This is a genomic window from Actinoplanes lutulentus, assembly GCF_003259845.1.
In the GTDB taxonomy this organism is placed as follows: domain Bacteria; phylum Actinomycetota; class Actinomycetes; order Mycobacteriales; family Micromonosporaceae; genus Actinoplanes; species Actinoplanes lutulentus.
The window spans coordinates 182,437-201,048 of the sequence record NZ_QLMJ01000001.1 but is presented as its reverse complement, the minus strand read 5'-3'; the positions used below and the strand labels follow the sequence as shown (position 1 = coordinate 201,048).

15 protein-coding genes are annotated in these 18,612 nt (G+C 68.9%); 10 read left to right on the top strand and 5 right to left on the bottom strand.

Features of this window, described 5'->3' with window-relative positions:
* The first annotated feature begins 38 nt into the window (after positions 1-38).
* A complete protein-coding gene (hglS, locus tag B0I29_RS00790; RefSeq protein ID WP_111646845.1) occupies positions 39-1,424 on the top strand; it encodes a 2-oxoadipate dioxygenase/decarboxylase in 1,386 nt (461 codons plus the stop codon).
* 27 nt (positions 1,425-1,451) lie between these two features.
* Entirely contained in the window at positions 1,452-2,072 is a 621-nt protein-coding gene (locus B0I29_RS00785; RefSeq protein WP_111646844.1) for a sensor domain-containing protein, read from the top strand.
* A 2-nt stretch (positions 2,073-2,074) separates the two neighbouring features.
* Here B0I29_RS00785 and B0I29_RS00780 read toward each other — a convergent pair whose 3' ends face one another.
* Together B0I29_RS00780 and B0I29_RS00775 are read right to left on the bottom strand one after the other, a co-directional pair.
* Positions 2,075-2,602, bottom strand: coding sequence for a GNAT family N-acetyltransferase (locus B0I29_RS00780; RefSeq protein WP_181557634.1), 528 nt, complete (start codon positions 2,600-2,602; stop codon positions 2,075-2,077).
* A 59-nt stretch (positions 2,603-2,661) separates the two neighbouring features.
* Positions 2,662-4,683, bottom strand: coding sequence for a cellulose binding domain-containing protein (locus B0I29_RS00775; protein WP_111646842.1), 2,022 nt, complete (start codon positions 4,681-4,683; stop codon positions 2,662-2,664).
* Positions 4,684-4,818: 135 nt separating this feature from the next.
* Between B0I29_RS00775 and B0I29_RS00770 the strand changes: the two genes are divergently transcribed.
* The 5 genes from B0I29_RS00770 to B0I29_RS00750 all read left to right on the top strand — a co-directional run bounded on the left by B0I29_RS00770 (position 4,819) and on the right by B0I29_RS00750 (position 10,583).
* A complete protein-coding gene (locus B0I29_RS00770) occupies positions 4,819-5,568 on the top strand; it encodes a L,D-transpeptidase family protein (protein ID WP_111646841.1) in 750 nt (249 codons plus the stop codon).
* A 178-nt stretch (positions 5,569-5,746) separates the two neighbouring features.
* Positions 5,747-6,325 (top strand): DUF4956 domain-containing protein, encoded by a 579-nt coding sequence (locus B0I29_RS00765; protein ID WP_111646840.1) that lies wholly within the window; start codon positions 5,747-5,749, stop codon positions 6,323-6,325.
* Positions 6,325-7,059, top strand: a complete 735-nt coding sequence (locus tag B0I29_RS00760; protein WP_111646839.1) for a polyphosphate polymerase domain-containing protein — start codon at positions 6,325-6,327, stop codon at positions 7,057-7,059. The genes B0I29_RS00765 and B0I29_RS00760 overlap by 1 nt, the downstream gene beginning before the upstream one ends.
* A gap of 68 nt (positions 7,060-7,127) precedes the next feature.
* Positions 7,128-8,795 carry a carbohydrate-binding domain-containing protein gene (locus B0I29_RS00755; RefSeq protein WP_146616680.1) on the top strand — a complete coding sequence of 556 codons (1,668 nt, stop codon included), beginning with the start codon at positions 7,128-7,130 and terminating at the stop codon, positions 8,793-8,795.
* 1,467 nt (positions 8,796-10,262) lie between these two features.
* A complete protein-coding gene (locus B0I29_RS00750) occupies positions 10,263-10,583 on the top strand; it encodes a MerR family transcriptional regulator (RefSeq protein WP_111646837.1) in 321 nt (106 codons plus the stop codon).
* A 79-nt stretch (positions 10,584-10,662) separates the two neighbouring features.
* Here the strand turns inward: B0I29_RS00750 and B0I29_RS00745 are convergent, their stop codons facing one another.
* Positions 10,663-12,042, bottom strand: a complete 1,380-nt coding sequence (locus B0I29_RS00745) for a S28 family serine protease (RefSeq protein ID WP_111647303.1) — start codon at positions 12,040-12,042, stop codon at positions 10,663-10,665.
* 122 nt (positions 12,043-12,164) lie between these two features.
* Between B0I29_RS00745 and B0I29_RS00740 the strand changes: the two genes are divergently transcribed.
* Genes B0I29_RS00740 through B0I29_RS00730 form a run of 3 tightly spaced genes read left to right on the top strand, consistent with a single transcriptional unit; the run spans position 12,165 to position 14,757 of the window.
* The gene (locus B0I29_RS00740) at positions 12,165-12,956 is read left to right on the top strand and encodes an alpha/beta hydrolase (RefSeq protein ID WP_111646836.1); all 792 of its coding nucleotides are present in this window, start codon (positions 12,165-12,167) and stop codon (positions 12,954-12,956) included.
* Positions 12,956-13,948, top strand: a complete 993-nt coding sequence (locus B0I29_RS00735) for an alpha/beta fold hydrolase (protein ID WP_111646835.1) — start codon at positions 12,956-12,958, stop codon at positions 13,946-13,948. Before B0I29_RS00740 ends, B0I29_RS00735 begins: the two co-directional genes overlap by 1 nt.
* 23 nt (positions 13,949-13,971) lie before the next feature.
* Positions 13,972-14,757 (top strand): SDR family NAD(P)-dependent oxidoreductase, encoded by a 786-nt coding sequence (locus tag B0I29_RS00730; protein WP_111646834.1) that lies wholly within the window; start codon positions 13,972-13,974, stop codon positions 14,755-14,757.
* Here B0I29_RS00730 and B0I29_RS00725 read toward each other — a convergent pair.
* Together B0I29_RS00725 and B0I29_RS00720 are read right to left on the bottom strand one after the other, a co-directional pair.
* Positions 14,744-17,473, bottom strand: coding sequence for an ATP-binding protein (locus tag B0I29_RS00725; RefSeq protein WP_111646833.1), 2,730 nt, complete (start codon positions 17,471-17,473; stop codon positions 14,744-14,746). The two genes, B0I29_RS00730 and B0I29_RS00725, sit on opposite strands and share 14 nt — an antisense overlap.
* A gap of 88 nt (positions 17,474-17,561) precedes the next feature.
* On the bottom strand, positions 17,562-18,587 hold the full coding sequence (locus B0I29_RS00720) for an AfsR/SARP family transcriptional regulator (protein ID WP_111646832.1): 1,026 nt from the start codon (positions 18,585-18,587) through the stop codon (positions 17,562-17,564).
* Positions 18,588-18,612 lie beyond the last annotated feature (25 nt).

Here is an 18,612-nt window from a genome sequence, read left to right as displayed (position 1 = left end):
GTCCGGTCAGCCGCCCATCGTGACACTACGATTTCGCCATGAGTTCCGTCGGTACCACCGAACTCCGTGCCCGTTTCGCCCGCCGGCTCTCCGAGCTGTACGGGACCGAGGTTCCGGCGTACACCACTCTTGTCGACGAGTGCCACCTGGTGAACCAGCGCGTTCTCGACCGGGACGGCGCGGCCGCCGAACGGTTCGGGTCGATCAGCCGGGTCACCGCCGAGCGGCACGGCGCGATCCGGGTCGGCACGCCGGCCGAACTGTCGCAGGTCGCGCGGATCTTTGGGGCGCTCGGCATGGTTCCTGCCGGGTTCTACGACCTGCGGGACGCGTACCCGCAGCCGATCCCGGTGATCTCGACGGCGTTCCGCCCGGTCGAGACGGACGAGCTCGCGCTCAATCCGTTCCGGGTGTTCACCTCGATGCTGGTGCCGCAGGACCGGCGGTTCTTCAGCCCGGACCTGGAGAAGCGGCTGCTGAACTTCCTGGACCGCCGCCGGCTCTTCCCGGACGAGCTGCTCGGGCTCGCCGACCGGGCCGAGGCGTTCGGCGGGCTCAGCGACAAGGACGCGGCACGGTTCCTCGACCTGGCCGCCGCTGCTTTCGCGCTCTCGCCGGAACCGGTCGACCGCGCCTGGTACACCGAGCTGGAGAAGATCTCCGGCGTCGCGGCCGACATCGGCGGCGTGACCAGCACCCACATCAACCATCTGACGCCGCGGGTGCTCGACATCGACGAGCTCTACACCGGGATGCAGGCGCGCGGGATCGCGATGATCGACGAGATCCAGGGGCCGCCTCGCTGGCACGGGCCGGACGTGCTGCTGCGTCAGACGTCGTTCCGGGCACTGGCCGAGCCGAGAGCCTTCCGGGAGGCTGACGGCACGATCAGTGAGGGGCGGTTACGCGTACGCTTTGGTGAGGTTGAAGCGCGAGGGATCGCGCTGACGCCCGCCGGGCGGGGTTTGTATGACGACCTGGTGGCCGATATCGATCAGCAGGTGGCGGCCGGGGCCGCGCGGCAGGAGATCGCGCCCGAGGTGTGGGCGGCGGGCCTGCCGGACAGCGAGATCGAGCTGGCGAAACGCGGATTGGCGTTCTTCACGTTCTCGGCCCATGGCGATTTCGACCGCTCGCTCAGCCTTTCCGCCCTGCTCGACGGGGGCTTCTTAACTGCCCAACCCATTGTGTACGAGGATTTCCTGCCCCGTTCCGCAGCGGGAATCTTCGCTTCCAATCTGACCGATGCCGGGGCGATGGACGCGTCGCAGGGTGGCGCGCCGCGGGATCGGGAATGGCTGGCCGACGTGATCGGGCGGCCCATCCGGGTGCCCGAGGAGATCTACGCGGCGCAGCAGGAAGAATCGCTGTTGCGCAGTGGGGTTAGCACTACCATCGATGGGGGTGCTCGCCAGGTCGGCTGACGGCCGCGAGGTGAATAGCGTCAAGGCATGACGACAATCGATGCGGCTCTGGTCTCCGCGCCGACCTACTCCCGGCTCACCGCCGACACCCGGTACGTCCTGAGCGGTTTCCCGACCGGACTGGCCGCAACGATCGTCTGTGCGACCGGGCTCTCGCTCGGTCTCGGCCTGGCCGTCCTGTGGATCGGGGTGCCGATCCTGATCGCCACGATGATGCTCGCCCGCGGGTTCGCGGTCACCGAACGGACCCGGATCGCCGTCGCTCCGTTCGTCTACCGCGCGGCCGCATCGGACACCGTGATCAGCCGTCTGATCGCGGTGGTGACCGACCCGCAGAGCTGGCGGGATCTGGCACACGCGATGCTGCGCTGCGTCCCCAGCGCGATCGCGTTCTCCGTGGTGGTCTCCTGGTGGGCGGCCGTTGCCGGCGGCATGACCTGGGCGTTGTGGGGCTGGTCGCTGCCGCAGGACGGCAAGGAGGTCCCGGAGCTGCTCGGCTTCGGCGACGACTATTGGAGGATCGTCGGGTTCTACCTGGTGGTCGCCGCGGTGTTCGCCCTGACCCTGCCGGCGGTGGCCGGATGGGCGGCGAGGTTCGAGGCCGGTTTCGCCCAGCGGCTCCTGTCGCCGGGTGCGCGCGGCAACTGAGCTCAGCGGAGCTCGCGGAGCATGCGCAGGCTGCGGATGTGGTCGTCGACGCGGGACATGGCGGCGCGGACCGTCTGCTTCGGCTGGAAGCCGCGGGCGCGGTAGAAGCCGATGCCGGCGCTGTCGCCGAGGAAGACCGAGACCCACATCTCGGTGCCGCCGGCCGCGCGGATCTGATCGGTGACGTGCTTGAGCAGCAGGGTGCCGAGGCCGCGGCCGCGGGTCTCCGAGGCCAGGTAGATCAGCGAGAGCTCGCCGGTCGTAGGGCCCGTCATGCCACCGCCTGCGGCGCCCAGGATGCGGCCGCCTTCCTCCACCACCTGGTATCCGAACCAGTCAGGCAGCGACGGCGCGATGTCGTCGGCGACGCGGGGCTCGTTGTAGAACGCCGTCACGCTGCGTTCGATGTAGCCCGGCGGAAGGACGTTGCGGTAGGCGTCGCGGTAAGCCGCGGTGCAGATGCGGGCGATCTCGCTCGCATCGGCGTCGGTGGCTTGGCGGACAACGGAGGTCAACGATATCTGCGGCACACCCGCCAGCGTAGATCGTTCCGGTCCGGACACCGAGGCCTCCGGACCGGAAACTTCATCTATGCGCTGGTGCAAACCGTGCCGTTCAGGGTGAACACGGTCGGTAACACATTGGGTCCGCTGTAGGACCCGACGAAACCAGCCGAGGTGGAGGCTCCCGCGGCCAGCGGACTGTCGCCGGTTACCCGGACGGTGCGGTCACTCTGGGTCCATGTGGCGTTCCACCCGCTGTTCAGGCTCTGCCAGGCGGTCGGCCAGCTGAAGGTGAGCGTCCAGTTGCCGATCGCGTTCGGCGTGTTGTTGGTGATGTCGATCTGGCCCACGTACCCGTTGCCCCAGTCGTTGGTGTCACGGAACGTCACCGTGCAGGCGGCGTTCGCCGGCGTGCCGGTCGTGAACGTCAGCGGTGGCGAAGCGGGAGAGAGGCGGCCGGCGCCGTCGCGGGCCACCGCGCTGATCGTGTACCGGCGACCCGGCTCCAGATTGCGCACCGTCAGCGAGGTGCCGGTGGTCTCGCCGAGCAGTTGCGCAGCGCCACCGTTGTGCTGATACACCTCGTATTTGCCGCCGCCCGCCGTCGCCGGCCAGGAGATCGTCGCGGTGCGATCAGTAACGGTCGCGGCCGGTTGCCCAGGCGCCTTCGGCGCAACCCCGTCGGTACGCTCCGGGCGCAGCGTGATCAGCGAGATCGAGTACGGGGACAGCGTCTGCGCCCCGGCTGTCCCGGCCGGTGCCGTGGTCACTCCGGCAGCGCCGTTGGCGAACGTGGCGACGGCCGGCGTGGCAGCCGACGGAGTGAAGCCGTGGTAGTTCAGCGCGACAGTGTGTGCCGCGTCCGGATCCTTGTTGATCAGCAGCACCGCGACGTCACCGTTCGGCCGGCGTACCGCGTGCGCGCTGACCAGGGAATTGTTGGTTCCGGCGCCGATGAACTGGTCGCCGCCGCGGGCGAAGTCACCGATCAGGGACAGCGCGTGGTACGGCGCGAACGGCGTGTTCAGCGGCGGCTGGCAGACCGTGTTGTCGGCGTTGCAGTTGCCGCTGGAGAGCAGGCCGTAATCGCCGTAATCGGTCTGGCCGGCCACTTCGGAGACGGTGCCGAGGCCGTTGTGGACGTTCCACCACTGGACCGTGAAGACGCCCTGGGCGAGCAGGCCGCTGTAGACGTCGGCCAGGAACAGCGCGCCGGGCTGGGTGTTGCGGCCGACCTCGACATTTGTCTCGGTCATGCTGATCGCGATCTCGCGTCCGGCGTACCGCTGGATCTGCTGTTGCAGCAGGTGGACGGCGTCCTGGATCTGGGCGGGTTTGGTGAGGGTCTCGGCGGCGGTGCCGCCACCCGGGTACCAGTGCACGTCGACGAAATCGATTACCGAGCCGGCGCGGGTCAGGACCTCCTGGTTCCAGGTGCCGGCGTCGCCCGCGCCGACGATGCCGTCCGGCCAGTTGCCGGGCATGGTCAGCACGGCGCCGACCTTGATGGTGGGGTCGACGGCTTTCATGGCGTTCGCGTACGCGACGACGGTGCTCGCGTACTCCTTCGGGCTCTTGTCGGCGTGGTCGTCGGCCTCCCACGCGGAGCCGTAGTGGCCGTTGCCGTAGTTCTCGTTGCCGATGGTCCAGTACGTGGCGTCGTAGTCCTTGGTGACGTTCGCGTACCGGACCCAGTCGGCGGCCTCCTGGGCCGTGCCGGTGCCGTAGTTCGCGATGATCATCGGCTCGGCGCCGGTGGCCCGGGCGCCGGCCATGAAGGTGTCGAAGTCGGTGTCCGGTGCCACGTAACCACCGGGGGCGGTGTGGTCCTTCCAGTGGTAGATGTCGGCGTAGGAGCCGCCGGGGTAGCGAAGCATCCGCACCCCGGCGTCCTTGAGCAGGCCGGACACGGCTGGGGTGCCGAGCTGGGAGTCCCAGATGGCGTGGTTGACGCCGACGGCGGTGTCACCGACGGTTGCCAGGCCGGCCCGGATGTCGACGTCGGCCCGGACGTCGGCGGCGGCTGGGGCGCCGGAGGCGGTGGAGGGGATGAGGAGAGTCGTGGCGGCGAGCAGGACGGTGCTCGCGAGCCTTTTCCAGGTGTTCACAGAGGGACTCCGCGGGGGACGGCGGGATTCTTTTCGCGCTGGGAGCGCTCCCAATAGTCGGCGCGTCGAACGATGCTTGTCAATGTTGTCTCCCGGGCGGGTGCACCTTCGCCACGTCGGGCATGCTCAGGGGCTATGCGGAAGCTTGCTGCGGTGCTCGCGCTCGTGATGGCGGCGGTTCTGGTGCCGGCGGCTCCGGCGGCGGCCGCGCTCCCGGACGATCTCGCCCATGTCGGCAACGCCAAGCAGCTGATTGTGGTGACCGGCAACGGCGGCTGGAAGTCGACGAAGGCGACCGTGCGCGCGTACCAGCGCGGCAGCGACGGTAAATGGCGTCAGGTCTTCGGGGCGATGACCGCGCGGATCGGGTACGGCGGATGGGTCTGGGCGTCGAACCGCGTGCAGGACACCGGGACCACACCGGCCGGCACGTTCACCATCACCCAGGCGTTCGGGGTTCGCGCTGATCCGGGGACGCGGCTGCCCTATCGCAAGGTGGACAAGAACGATTACTGGGTGGGCGACGCGCGGGACGCGAAGACCTACAACCTCTTCCAGCCGTCGGCGTCGGCGAAACGCACCTGGCGGAAATCGCAGGCGGAGCGGCTGGCGGCCTATCCGACGCAGTACGCGTACGCCGCGGTGATCAATTTCAACAAGCCGGGCGGCCGGCACTGGGACGCCAAGCGCAAGCAGTACGTGGCGAGCAAGCCGGCGAACACGAAGCGCGGCTCGGCGATCTTCCTGCACGCCAGCGGCAAGGGCGCGACGGCCGGCTGCGTATCGGTGAGCCGGGCGAACATGGTCCGTTTGCTCAAATGGCTGAATCCGGCGAAGCATCCACGGATCGTGATGGCGCCGAAGTCAGCCATCAATCGGGCTTGATCCTTCACCTTCCGCACAGGTTCGCCACAGCACTTTCCGAGCTTTCTTTGAGGTTCGGTCGATGGCTAATGCCCGTTTCGCGGTCTACCGTGGCATCGAAGTTCATCGATACGTAACCTCTGGGTCGCGATGCGTTCAGGTTGACGCTTCCGCCCGGACGCTCGGGAGGTCCCCCACTATGCCCCGGCTTGCCCTGTTCGCGATAGATCTCGTCGCGGTGTCCCTGCTGGTTTTCGGCCTCTACTTCCCCCGCCATCGGCGCCGGGACCTGGTTGTCGCCTACCTCGGGGTCAACGTCGGTGTTCTCGCCGTGGCCGGTTCGCTCAGCTCCAGCACGGTCGGCGCCGGGCTCGGGCTGGGCCTGTTCGGCGTGCTGTCGATCATCCGGCTGCGGTCGACCGAGCTTGATCAGCACGAGGTGGCGTACTACTTCTCGGCGCTGGCGCTCGGCATCCTCGGGCCGCTCAGTGGTGGGCCGGCCTGGTTCACGCCGACGCTGATGGCGCTGATCCTGGTCGTGATGTACCTCGGCGATCATCCGCGGCTGTTCCGCACGTACCACCGGCAGGTGATGGTGCTCGACTCGGCGCTGACCGATCGGGTGGCCCTGGTGGCTCAACTCGAACGGATCCTCGGTGCGCGGGTGCACGCCGCGACTGTCGAGCGGGTCGATCTGGTCAACGAGACCACGGTTGTCGAGGTGCGGTACTCGTACCCCAGCAGTCAGAGTGATCGCGTGCTGGCGGAGGCGCGCTGATGAGCGTGACCACGCAGCTGGCCGCGATTGATCTTGCCGAGCTGACCGAGAAGGCCGCGTTGCAGACGCGGGTGGATCGTAAGTATCTGCTGCCTGCGACTGCTGCGGTGGCGATTCTGGATGGGCTCGATCCGTGCACCCGGGTGCTGGAGATCGACGGGTTGCGGACGTTCCGGTATCGGTCGGTGTACTTCGACACCCCGGATCTGGTCAGTTTCCGGTTGACCGCGCAGCGGCGCCGGCGGCGTTTCAAGATCCGGACCCGGACCTATCTGGACTCGTCGCTGTGCTGGCTGGAGGTCAAGACCGAGGGGTATCGCGGCGGCACCGTGAAGGATCGGCTGCCGTATGCCGCCGGTGATCACGACACGGTGGATCCCGGCCGGTGGTTCGTCGACGAGATTCTCGGACACAGTGCGGCTCTGAGTTTCGCTCCCACGCTGGTCACCCACTATCGGCGGACCACGCTCTATCAGCCCGCCGGCAACTCGCGGGCGACCGTCGACGTCGATCTGACCTGGACCGATGCGGACGGCCGGGTACTGAGCCTGCCGGATGTGGCGGTCATCGAGACGAAGACCGGCGCGGCCGCGTCCCCGGTCGACCGGCTGCTGTGGGCTCGCGGGCATCGACCGGTGAGCATCTCCAAGTACGCCACCGGGCTGGCCGCTCTGCGTCCGGAGCTGCCCGCGGCGCCGTGGCGGCGGCAGCTGCGCCGGTATTTCACGGCCTGAAGGCTTTAACCGCGGCTTCGTCCGCCGCGTGCAAAATATCCCCGTTTTTCCTCATCAAAGGATCCGTCATGCCCAGAATTCCTCGGCTCGCCGTCCCCGCCGTGCTCACCGCCACGGCCCTGGCAGCCTGGGTGGCCCCCGCTCCCGCATTTGCTGCCGGGCCGGCCGCCGCTGCCGCGCTCGCCGCCAACCAGGCCAGCCACCTGGACGCCGCCGACCTCGTCTGGAACACCTCCGACGAGGCCGCCGTCACGCTGACCGGGACCAGTGCCACCACCAGCAGCCCGAACGTCACCGTCTCCGGCAGTACGGTGACCGTGAACGCGGCCGGGACGTACCGCTTCAGCGGCACGCTCACCAGTGGACAGATCGTCGTGAACAGCACCGGCACCGGCCTGGTCCGGATCATCCTGAACGGTGTCACGGTCACCGGCGGCACCGGTGCCGTCAACGTGATCGCCGCCGACGAGGTGCTGCTGTTCCTCGCGGCCGGCACCACCAACCGGCTCACCGACGGTACCGCCTCGGCGGACGGTGCGATCGCCTCGGCCGCCGACCTGACCATCGCCGGCACCGGCTCGCTGGTCGTCACCGGCAACGCCAACGACGCGATCAACGTGAAGGACGGCCTGGTCGTCGCGGGTGGCACGATCACCGCGACCGCGCCGGACGACGCGCTGCGCGGCCAGGACTACGTGATCGTCAGCGGCGGAACCATCACCGCGACCGCCGGCGGCGACGGCCTGAAGTCCGACAACGACGAGGACGCCGCCCGTGGATATGTGGCGGTGACCGGCGGCACGGCGACCGTGACCGCCACCGGGGACGCGCTCACCGGTTCGACCGACGTGATCGTGTCGGGCGGAACGATCACCGCGAAGTCGGGTGGCGGCAGCACCGTCACGCCGGGTGAGACCTCCGCCAAGGGTCTGAAAGCCGGCGTGCTGCTGGTGATCAGTGACGGGCGGGTCGGCGTGGACGCCTCCGACGACGGGCTGCACTCGGACGCGAACATCACGGTGGACGGTGGCACCACGACCGTCGCCACCGGTGACGACGGGGTGCACGCCGAGACGAACGTCGCGGTCTCCGGTGGATCGGTCAGCGTCACGAAGGCGTACGAAGGTGTTGAGGGTCTGAAGGTTTTGATCTCTGGCGGCAGTGTCTCGGCGACCGCCTCGGATGATGCGTTCAACGCCTCCGATCCGGCTTACGGTGAGATGCAGAACTCGCCGAACGCGCTGATCTCGATCACCGGCGGTTCCGTGGTGGCCAGCGGCGGTACCGACGGGCTCGACTCGAACGGCGCGCTCACCATCGGCGGCGGCACCGTGGTGGTCACCGGCTCGGCAACGCGGGGCGGCGGCGAGGGCGGGCTGGACTCGAACGGCGCGCTCACGATCACCGGCGGGACGCTTGTTTCGTCGGGTATCAGCGCCACCACCAGCACGTTGCCGAGCTCGGGGCAGGGGTGGGTGTCGATCACGTTCAGTGCGAACCAGCCCGCCGGGACGGTCGTTCACCTGGCTACCAGCTCGGGTACGCAGATCGCGTCCTACCAGCCGGCGAAGGCATTCCGTGGGGTGGTGTTCTCGTCGAGCCAGATCACGCGGGGGACCACGTATGCGGTTCGCACCGGCGGCACGGTCTCGGGGACGGCGGTGGGTGGTGGGTTGTACACCGGCGGAACGCTCTCCGGGAATCAGGTGAGCACGGTCGTCGCGGGGGCGCGCTGAGGATTGTCCGCTGCGGGGGGGTGTGATCGCTCCGGTCCGGAGTGGTTGAGGCGGGGACCGCTGACCGTTTCGTTTGGGGGCACCCGAATTTGGCGCGGTGAAGCGGCTCGGTGACCCGCCGGCCGTAGCTGGTGTAGGTCATCGGGGCGGATGACCTATGTGAGCGACGGCTCGGGGTGCCTGACGGCGGGTTCGGGCGGAGCGGCAGTGTTTGCTGCGAGGCGTTGTCACAGATCTTGTGAGTTTGTGCTCGTCGCGCCACCACAAGCTCACAAGATCTGGTCAGGCGTCAGGCGTCGAGCCGCGGCGTGGACGTGTTGCGCTTTCGGATGCCGGGTCTGGGCTATGGCCGAGCGGAGTCAGCCGTAGCTGGGGCACGCTATCTCCCTCGGCTTTCCGTGTCTGGTCTACGGCTCGCGGCGGCGAGCCGTAGCGGGGGCGCGTTATCGCCCGGTCTTTCCGTGTATGGGCTACGGCTGACGGCCTCTGGGCTCGCGTTGATCACTGCGTCCGCCAGGACTTACGTGCCACAGGTACCGGGACGTACGCGCCTTCGGCAGCGGGAATTGGTGAGTCGGTCAGCGTTCACCCGAACTCGACACGCACGCCGGGAAGCACCGGTCGGTGTCGACTTCGGGCGCGGGTCGAACCGGAAATCGACACGCTTGCCCACCCACCCACCGCTCGCCCACCCATCGCCGCCGCTTGCTTGCCCGCCCGTGTGGCGTTCCGTGGGTGGGGGCGCTGGGTGGTTGACGTGATGCTGAACCTGTCGTGGGTGGGGGGCGCCGTGGGTGGCTGGGTGGGCTTGGGTGGGGGGTGCGGAAAGCTCGGCCGCCGGGAGAAAAAATCTGTGGCGTGTTGACTAGATTTTCTTGGGGAGGCCGGTTAGTGTTTCTCTTGTTGACGACGGAGATCAGTTGAAGACGCTGACGAAGTAAGCCAGCCGAGTGTTAAGCAGGGCCCGGAACGATGTCGTGGCTCGCTCGGCTCAGTAACAAGGGCAAGGCACCACGTAACAAGGGAAAGACACCACAAGACCTTGACGTAATTCCAGGTCAGGGCGCAGCAGGTGGGGCCGATGCAGGTTCAGGGCGCCACCTGGCACGAGGGAAAGGCACGACAGAAAGAGCACGACAGCTCACCGCACGTGTTGGGGCCATGAAGTCGCGTGGGGCTCCCGCACCGGCGAGCAGCACGAAAAGCAGTCAAGAAGCAGAGGAAAGGGAGGGCAGGACACCGTTGGATCGCCCGCTGCCAGTTGACTCTGGTGGGCGGACACCGCAGTTTCCATCGAACGAAAGGTGGTCCTCGGTCACGCTTACGCGATCCTCGCACCCCACGCCGCTGATAGTGGCGGGTGCGGAAAAGACAACCCGGCGAACCTGTCGGTAGATGGTGTTTTCAACCCAACAAACCCTGGGCCCCGGCGCATCTGCGCCGGGGCCCTCGTCACGGATGGTGTAAATGGCCTTAAAAGATGACATGTTCGGCGATGATGATTACCCCGCCTACACCATGGGGCGGGCTGCGGAGATCACCGGAGCCTCGCAAGACTTCCTGCGACGGCTCGGTGAGGAAAAACTGATCACCCCGCTCCGGTCCGACGGAGGGCACCGCCGTTACTCCCGGTACCAGCTGCGCCTCGCCGTGCGGGCCCGGGAGATGGTCGACCAGGGAACCGCCCTCGAGGCGGCCTGCCGGATAATCATTCTCGAGGACCAGCTCGAAGAAGCGCTGCGCCAGAACGAGGTGTTCAAACGCCAGCACGAGCCCGACGAGCACTGAGGAAACAAGCGCTGAGGAAAACAAGCGCTGAGAAAGCCGAATGCCCGCCGGCCGCAGCCGGCGGGCATCTAGAAAACGGTCAGTTGATGCGCCGGCGGTCGCCGAGCCCGTCGTCCAGCGGGATGTCCGCGGCCTTCAGAGTGGTCAGCGTCGCCGTCGTTCCGGCCCAGCGCTGCAGCATCGCCTTCGCCGCGGCATTGTCGGCCGGGTTCAGCCGGGCGATGTTCGCGCCGTGGTTCGCACCCGGCGCCACGAACAGCGCCGAATCCCGCTTGCTCGGCTTGAAGCGCTCGGCACCCCACGGGTCGTTCTCGCCGTAGATGAACAACATCCGCTGCGACGACGTCTTAACCCAAAGATCAACATCAATCATGGGTACGGGATTGTGCGCACGCCGCAGTTCCTTGGGAAGCGACGAGTTGGCGGTGTAGAGGCCCGGGTAGTCGCGCAGTCCGCGAAGGTGCTCGAACTTCAGGCTCGGCCAGCCCAGCTGCGAAGCGGCCTGGTAGTAGTACGGCCAGTAGTACTCCAGCGCCTGGTCGGTGTAGAAGCTCCACCCGGCCACGGAGTCGACCCAGTTGTAGATCTCGTCGTCGGTCGCGGTGGCCGCCACCGGCACGCTCGCGCAGTCCGCGGCGAGGCTGTACTGCCAGAACGCCCACACCGAGTCGAGCACGGTCATCTCGTACGACCGGTCGGCGGTGCCGATGGTCCGGGCGAACGTCCAGCCGTTCTCGGCCGCGGCCGCCTCCAGCCGAGGCAGCAGCCGCTCACGCCGGCGCAGTGCCTCGGCCTGCACGTCGTCGAGAGCGGTACGGCACTCGGCCGTACCGACGGTGTCGAAGAACTTGTCGTACGCCGTGTCGGCCGGGTTGATCACGTCGTTCGGGGCCACGTACGCGACCACGCCGTCGACGTCGTTCGGGTAGAAGCGACGGTGGTAGACGGACGTCATGCCGCCCTTGCTGCCGCCGGTCTGGATCCAGTTGCCGTCGTAGACGCCCTTGAACGCGGTGACGATCCGGTGCTCGTCGGTCGCCTCCTGCCAGATGTTCAGGTCCGACCAGTCCGCGTCGGCGGGGCGTGACGGGGTGAAGAAACGGTGCTCCACCGAGACCTGGTTCGCCGTGAGCAGCGCTGTCGGCTCGGTCTGGGTCGGACGCGGTGCGGCCGCCAGGCCGTACCCGTTGGTGAAGAGAACGACCGGCGATGAGCTGGACCGATGCAGCAGAGTGAGTCGCTGCTCGAAGGTTCCTTGCCCGGGGTGGCGGTGGTCGGCGGGCTGGCGATAGGTCAGCACGAAGAAGCGGTAACCGGTGCCCGGGGTCTCGGAGACGATGGAAAGACCGGGGATGGCCTTCAGCTGATCCAGCAGCGGGTCGTCCGCGGCGCGCGCGGCGGTGGCCGGCGAGAGAATCAATAGCAGGGAAGCGAGGGTAGCTACGATGCGTTTTCTCACGCCCGCCACCATATCGACGGACAGCTATCGTCGGCAGTCCCGGGAATCGATGCCCACTTTTCGTCCACAAGCTGCGGCCTACGTTGATGGCGTCAGCGGCTTGCGAGGCTTCGGAGGGCACCATGTCCACACCCGTCATCTTCATCCACGGCCTCTGGCTGCACGCGTCGTCGTGGCAGCCGTGGGCCGACCTGTTCACCGAGCACGGCTATCAGACCCTGGCGCCCGGCTGGCCGGGTGACGCCGAGACGGTCGAGGAGAGCCGGGCCAACCCGGACGCCATCGCCGGCCACGGCATCGACGACGTCGTCGAGCACTTCGCGAGGATCATCAAGGGCCTGGACACCAAGCCGATCCTGGTGGGTCACTCCTTCGGCGGCATGATCGCGCAGAAGCTGCTCGGCCTCGACCTGGGCGCCGCCGCGGTCGCCATCGACGCCGCGCAGATCAAGGGCGTGCTGCCGCTACCGCTGTCGACGCTGCGGTCCGGATTCCCGGTGCTGAGCAACCCGGCGAACAGCAGCAAGGCGGTGTCGCTGACGCCGCAGCAGTTCCGGTACGCCTTCGGCAACGCGGTGTCCGAAGAGGAGTCGCAGGAGCTGTTCGACAAGTGGTCGATCCCGGCGCCGGGCAAGCCGCTGTTCGAGGCCGCGGCCGCCAACTTCAACCCGCACTCGCCGGCGAAGGTCGACACCGCCAACGAGTCGCGCGGCCCGCTGCTGCTGATCGCCGGCGGCAAGGACCACACCGTGCCCGAGGTGGTGGTGCGTTCCACCCTCAAGCAGTACCGGCACTCGCACGCGGTCACCGACATCATCGACTTCCCGGACAAAGCGCACTCGCTGACCATCGACTCCGGCTGGCGCGAGGTCGCCGAGACGTCGCTGACCTGGCTGAAAGAGCAGAACCTTTAATGACAAAGACCACGAGGGTACGGTCCTGGGCGCTTGCCGGCCTGGCCGCCGTACTCGTCGCCGCCGTGGCGTTCGTCGTTCCTTCGAACGCGGGCGCACACGGCCGGGACACCGCCGACAGCCGGTTGCCGAAGGGCTTCACCGAGCAGAAGGTCCGGGTCGGTGACGTCGGCATCAACTATGTGCGCGGCGGCCGCGGCCCGGTGCTGGTTCTCCTGCACGGGTACCCGGAGACCTGGTTCGAGTGGCACGAGATCATGCCGGCGCTCGCCGCGAAGTACACGGTCATCGCACCCGACCTGCGCGGCGCCGGCAAGAGCGACGCCCCGGCCGGTGGGTACGACAAGAAGACGATGGCCGCCGACGTGCACGGCCTGCTCACGAAGCTCGGCCTGAACCGCGACATCCGGCTGGTCGGGCACGACATCGGCACGATGGTGGCGTACGCGTACGCCGCCGCGCACCCGGCCGAGGTCAAGAAGCTCGTGCTCAGTGAGGCGCCGATCCCGGACGAGAACCTGTACTCGTTCCCGGCGTTGTCGGCCGACGGTCCCGGCCCGTGGCAGTTCGGGTTCTTCCTGCTCACCAACGGTCTGCCCGAGCAGTCGGTGGACGGCCGTGAGGAGCAGTGGGTGCAGGGCTTCACCGATCACCTCGAGGTGGTCAAGGACGGTGTCGGCCCCGAGGACGTGAAGGTCTTCGCCAAGTACCTCAAGGACGACGCCCACCTGCGCGCCAGCTTCGAGTGGTTCCGCGCGTTCCCGGCCGACATCAAGGACAACGCGGTAAACAAGGAGACCAAGCTGCCGATGCCGGTCCTCGCGATCGGTGCCGACCACAGCCTCAAGTCCTTCATCGAAACCCAGGCCAAGGAGTACGCCACGAACGTCACCGGTGCGGTGATCGCGAACTCCGGCCACTGGATCTACGAGGAGCACCCGGAAGAGATGACCGAGCGTCTCCTGTCCTTCCTCGCCCAGGACAAGCAGTAGCGAACGCTCGAAGGGATCACGACATGAATCTCGAACTGGCAGGTAAGAAAGCGCTGGTCACCGGCGCGAGCCGGGGGATCGGGCTGGCGATCGTACGGGCTCTGGTCGGTGAGGGCGCCACCGTGGTGGCCGGGTCGCGGAGCACGACACCGGAGCTCGCCGCACTGGCCGAGACCGGGAACGTCCATCCGGTGAACGCGGACCTCAGCACGGCTGAGGGCGCGGCGGAGTTCGTCGAGCAGGGCATCGCCGTCCTCGGCGGCCTGGACGTGCTGGTCAACAACGTGGGTGGGGTCCGTCCGCGGGTCGGCGGGTTCCTGTCGGTGACCGAGGAGGACTGGCAGCAGGCCCTCGACATCAACTTCCTGTCCGCGGTCCGGGTCACCCGCGCCGCCCTGCCCCACCTGCTGGAGCACGGCGGCAACATCGTCACGATCAACTCGGTGAACTCGTGGCTGCCGGACCCGCTGGTGATCGACTACAGCGCCAGCAAGGCGGCCCTCGTCAACTTCTCCAAGTCGTTGTCGAAGGAGTTCGGCCCCCGGGGCGTACGCGTCAACACGATCAGCCCGGGGCCGGTGGAGACCGACCTGTGGCTCGGTTCCGGCGGGGTGGCCGAAACCGTCGGCGGATCGAAGAACCTGGCGCCGGAAGAGGTCGCCAAGGGCGCGGTCAGCGGTACCGCGACCGGCCGGTTCACCCGGCCGGACGAGGTCGCCGACCTGGTGCTGCTGCTGGCCGGTGGCCGGGCCGCGAACATCACCGGCTCGGACATCGTCATCGACGGTGGGCTGATCACGACTCTGTGAAACGGTCCGGCGCGTCGAAGCGGCCCATGGCGTCCTTCACGGCGGCCCGGGACGTGACGCCGAGCTTCGGGAAGATCCGGTGCAGGTGGGTGCTCACGGTGCGGTGCGAAACGTAGAGGCGCTGGCCGATCTCACGATTGGTCAGCCCTTCCGCGGCCAGGTGGGCGATCTGGAGTTCCTGCGGCGTGAGCCGGTCCATCGCGTCCGGGGCGCGGTGACCACTGGTCTCGCCTGCGGCACGCAGCTCCTGCCTGGCCCGGTCGCCCCAGGGGATCGTGCCGATGGCGTCGAACGTGTCGCGGGCGGCCCGCAGCGCCGTGCGGGACTCGGCGCGGCGGCGATGCCGGCGCAGCCGTTCGCCGTACACCAGCTGTGCTCTGGCCCGCAGGAATGGCCAGGCGGTCAGGTCGGTGGCGAGGAACGGCACGAGGTGCTGACCGGGGGACAGCATCGCGCGGGCGTACCCGAGGTTGACCCGCAGGGCCGTGGTCGGCATCCGTTCGGCGATGCGTTCCATGCCGGCCACGACGTCGCGTACCCGGTCCTGGTCGTCGCCGCGGTGACCGGCCTCGGCGAGATCGCCGATCGCGTCCCAGCAGCTCAGCAGGTGGTACGCCGGGTCCTGCGGCGCGAAGATGCGCAGCAGGTGGTCGGTGGCCTCGCGGTATCGGCCGGTGGCCAGTCCGGCGAGGCCCCGGGCGTGCTGAGCGGTCGCCAGGGCGGCGGACGCGCGTACCGGTGCGCCCAGTCGCTCGGCCTGGGCGGCGTTCTCCTCGAACTCGTCGTACCGGCCGCGCAGGGCGGCGATGTGCGCGTTCTGTGCCCAGCCGAGGGCTTCGACCGGGGGCACCGACGTCTCGCAGGCGAGGCGGATCATCTCCTCGACGGCCGGAACGGCGATGCCCAGGTTCGCCATGTTCGCGGCGGCCCGGACCTGCACGGCGAGGGCCCGGGTCAGCAATCCCAGCCGGCCCTGTGCCCGCAGCCGGACCAGGGCGGGCGCGACGAAGGCCAGGCACAGCTGGTATTCGCCGATCGCGTTCGCCGCGGTGGCGAGAACCCGGTACAGCGAACCGTCGTCGGCCGCCGTGTCCGTCCAGGTGTGCAGCCGCGCGGACACCTCGGCGCCGCACTCCACCGGGTCGGCGAACGCGAGCACCAGCAGCAGCCGGGGATCGTCGTCCTCGACGGCGACCTGGCGTGCCGTGGACACGGCGGATCCGCGCAGCTCGGCGCCGGGCTCGGAGAACGCGCAGGCCAGGCCGACGGCGTAGAGCAGGTCCAGGGCCAGGTCGGTCTCGCCTCGGGTGATGGCGTCCCGCGCGTACGCGATGAGGGCACGGACACCTGTCGTGCTGTCGGCGAGGTGATGGTCGAAGCGGCCTCGTACCCAAGCGGTTTTGGCTCGTTGGGCGGGATTCATCTCAGCGGGACCGATCAGGTCGAGCAGGCGATCCACCTCCTCGCGCCGGCCGATCTCGGTGGACAGACTCGCCGCCTGCAGGAGCCGTTCCACGCGGTGGACCTGGTCGGTGCTGAGGCGGGCGGCCAGTTCAAGAGTGCGCACGGCGCCGGCGACGGCACCGCGGCCGCGGGCACGCTGCGCGGCCGCGTCGAGGTCCCGGGCGATCGCCTCGTCCGGGCCGTGGCTGGCGGCGGCCCGGTGCCAGAGCCGGCGTTCCGCCCGGCCGTCGAGAACCTCGGCCAGCGCGCCGTGCACGGCCAGGCGGTCGAGGCCGCTGATCCGGAGATGGATCGCGGACCGGACCAGCGGATGCCGGAACCGGACCCGGCCCTCGTCCACCGACACCAGCCCGGCCAGGACCGCGGGTTGCAGCTCACCGGCGGTGACCGGCCGGTGCTCGACCAGGCTCGCCGCGGCGAGTGCCTCGGCCAGCGCGTCACCGTCGTTGAGGGCGGCGACGCCGAGAACGGTCACGGTCGCCTGCGGGAGATCGTCGAGCCGGCCGGCGAAAGCCCGTTCCAGCCGGGTTGTCAGTGGTAGCCACGAGCGGGCCGGGTCGAGCCGATCGGCGACGCTCGGCAGCTCGGTCAGGGCGAGCGGGTTGCCCTGCGCGGCCGCCAGGATCGTGGCGCGGGCCGCCGGCGACAGGTCCGGCGCCCGGGCGTCGAGCATCGTCTCGGCGGCGCCCGGGTCCAGGGCCTCCAGGCACAGGCTGGGAATGCCCTGGTCGTCGAAGGACGTACCGAAGCCGTCGCGTGCCGACAGGATCAGCGCGATCGGTTCGGCGGCGATCCGGCGGGCGATGAAGGTGAGCACCGCGGCGCTCGCCGGGTCCAGCCAGTGGGCGTCGTCGACCGCCACCAGTAAGGGCCCGCTGTCGGCCAGCAGGTTGAGCGAGGCCAGGGCGATCAGGAAGAGATCCGGTGGGGGAGCGTCGGCCAGGCCGAAAGCGGTCAGGATCGCGGTGCGCTGCGGGTCGGGCAGCTCACCGGCGTGCCGGAGGACCGGTGCGAGCAACTGGTGCAGGCCCGCGAAGTTCAGGTGGCTCTCGGCCTCGACGCCGGTGGTGCTCAGTACGCGTACACCGGCCTGCCGGGCGTCGGCGACGGCCTGCGCAAGGATGGCCGATTTCCCGATGCCGGCGTCGCCGCGCAGGATCAGCGCGGCGCCCTGCTCGGGAAGATCCGCGATGAGCACGCCGACGCGGCGGATCTCCTCCGCGCGCCCGAACAGCCGAGCCGCCTGCGTCATCGGGCTGCTCACCTCGGGTCACTGGACAGTTATCCGAGGATTCTAGGGGCATCGGTCCGTCAGGATTCCGAGGCCGGCCTGTGGGCTGTCAGCGGGAGATCGGCTTCCGGATCCTGCGGGGTGAGTCCGCGGGATGCGGATAAGGGGCCACCACCGCCTCGGCGAGCACATCGAGGACGTCCTGCATCGCCGCCCTCAGCGTCGTGTTCTCCTCGGCGGAACCGGCCGGTGTGCCCGCGAGCACCCGGGTGGTCACCGCATCCCGAATCAGATCGAGCAGCCCGTCGACCCGGGGCCGGACGTGGTGCGAGCGGGCGGCGAACAGCGGCAGATCAGTGAACAGCCCGGTGGCCCGCGCGGACGTGGCAGGGTGGAACACCGCGTTGTGGGCGGCGGCCACCTCCCGGCCCGGTGACAGGCCGAGGTCGTCGGCGAGCCGGGTCCGCAGTCGCTGGTGAACCGCCAGCGCCTGTGCGGTCTGCCCGGTGGCGGTGAGCAGCCGGATGAGCCGCGCGTGCAGCGGTTCGTCGAACGGCGCGCGTTCGGTGGCCCGCTCGACCGCGCTGACCAGGATCCCGGCGTCACCGTGGGCGAGCGCGACGTCGGCGGCCTCCCTCGTCACGGCGAACAGCTCCTGGTCCAGCCGGGTGAAGACGGCGTCGCCGCGCGCCTGCGGGTCGATGCCCTCGGCACAGGCGCCCTCCCAGAGCCGCAGCGCCTCGCGGAACAGTTCGGCGCTTCCGTACGCGGCGTCCCGGGCCTGCTGGACGAGGTGGCGGAACTCCAGGAGATCCAGGCTGTCCGGGCCGGCGTCGATCCGGTACCCGCCGGCCGAGCGGATCAGCCAGCTGCCGGTCTCCCGCAGGGCCAGGCCGGGCTCGATCTGGCGCCGGAGCAGGCCGACGTTGCGGTGGATCGCGTTGATCGCCGTCCGGGGCGGTTCGGCGCCCCACAACGCGTCCACGATCCGGGCCAGGCTCACCACCTGGCCGCCGTGTGCCAGCAGCAGTGCGAGCAGCGTTCTTGACTGTGGCGTACCCAGGTCGATCTCCCGGTCGTCGCGCCAGGCGCGCACCGGCCCGAGAACGGTGAACCGGACGTTGTGCCGAAGCATGTGTTCCCCCTATGCCGAACCCTCC